We start from the raw sequence: 1,554 nt of genomic DNA on the forward strand, positions 1-1,554 counted from the left end.
CTAGTGCTGCCCCGCGCAAGTTCGTGGAGGGGTGTTGAGTCTGATCAGGCGGTCTTGAGTGGGCTGCCGTTATAGGTCCACCTGTACGGCTTCGCGGTCTCGTTGCGGCCGATGACGTAACTCTCCAGCTTGTCGATGAGGTCATCGCGGCTGGAGAAGTCACCGTGTCGTAGCACGCGGCGGGTCAGGACGGAGAAGAACAGCTCGATCTGGTTGAGCCAGGAGGCGTGCGGCGGGGTCCAGTGCACCTGCCAGCGCGGGTGGTCGGTCAGCCACGCCTTGGTGTGTCTGGCGGTGTGGGAGGAGCCGTTGTCCAGCACGACATGGATGTCCTGGCCTGGGGCGATGGCCGTGTCGAGCTGGTCGAGGAAGGCGGTGAACGTCGCTGCGTCGTTGCGGGCGATTATCTCGGTGAGGACCTCGCCGGTGCGCACATCCAGGGCGGCGACCAGCGAGGCGGTGCCGTGGCGGCGGTACTCGAACTCCTCGAGGGCGGGCTTGCCCGGCCCAGCGGGACGACCGGGGTGGCGCCTGGCACGGGCGGCGATCGCGGTCTTCTCGTCGATGGACAGCACCACCGCCCCTTCAGGCGGGTCGCGGTACAGGTCGCACACCTCCGCGACACGGTCCCAGAAGTCGGGGGTATCCCGGCGGGTGAGCCAGCCGCGGACCCGGTGCGGCTTGAGGTCCAGGTCTGCCAGGATGCGGCCGACTTGGGAGGCAGAGATGGTGGCGAAGACAGTGCCGGCGACCTGGGCGGCGATCGTGCGGTGCGACCAGGTCGCTTCCGGGTGCGGGGGTGCACTGGTGGCGGCGGCCACGATCGCCACCGTCACCTGGGGCCCGTAGGTCTTGGGCCGGCCCGAGCGGGCGGCGTCCTTCAGCCCGTCCCGGCCCAGAGCGGCGAACCGTCCGCGCCACTTACGGACCGTGTTCACGCTGACCGCCAGATCCCGCGCGATGGCCCCGTTGCTCAGGCCCTCAGCCGCCGCCAGCACGATCCGCGCCCGGAGCACCATCCGTACCTGGGCTTTCAGGGAGATCGCTGTACGGATCAGACGCTCGCGCACCCTCTCGTCCAACTCCACCACGACCGCCTCGACCATCCCGTGCCACACCCTCGCCCGCCCCGACCAAAGTGATGATCATGGCGTATGCGGCGGTGACCCAGCAGGATGGACCCGTGCCGAAGAATCCGCCCGAGTCCATGCAGGACCACCTGCGCCACCGTCTGAACGTCCGAGTCAAGGAACGCTGGCCCCAACTCACCCGCGTCCAGGTGCGATTCCGCTCCGGATTCGCCTACGTGGCAGGTGAGCTGCCTGGCGAGGAGGAACCGCTGCCCCTATGCCGCCTGCGCTTCACCGGCGTCCTGCACACCTGGGGCTTCGCCCTCTACCTCGCCAGCCGAGGCAAATACGAGGACAACTTCCTGCCCACCGGACTGCCCTTCGGCTCACCCGAAGACGCCCTGGACTGCGCCTGCGGCTTCTACCTCGGCGACCCGACGCCCTGATCAACACCCCTCCACGAACTTGCGCGGGGCAGCACTAG

The 1,554-nt window shown here is 68.5% G+C and carries 2 protein-coding genes; one reads left to right on the forward strand and one right to left on the reverse strand.

Features of this window, described 5'->3' with window-relative positions; genetic code table 11:
• Positions 1-44 precede the first annotated feature (44 nt).
• Positions 45-1,106, reverse strand: coding sequence for an IS630 family transposase (locus ACWD6R_RS40495; protein WP_451823330.1), 1,062 nt, complete (start codon positions 1,104-1,106; stop codon positions 45-47).
• A gap of 77 nt (positions 1,107-1,183) precedes the next feature.
• On the opposite strand from ACWD6R_RS40495, the gene ACWD6R_RS40500 reads away from it, so the two are divergent.
• On the forward strand, positions 1,184-1,516 hold the full coding sequence (locus tag ACWD6R_RS40500; protein WP_451823331.1) for a hypothetical protein: 333 nt from the start codon (positions 1,184-1,186) through the stop codon (positions 1,514-1,516).
• Positions 1,517-1,554: the final 38 nt, after the last annotated feature.

The sequence above is a fragment of the Streptomyces sp. NPDC005151 genome (assembly GCF_053599875.1).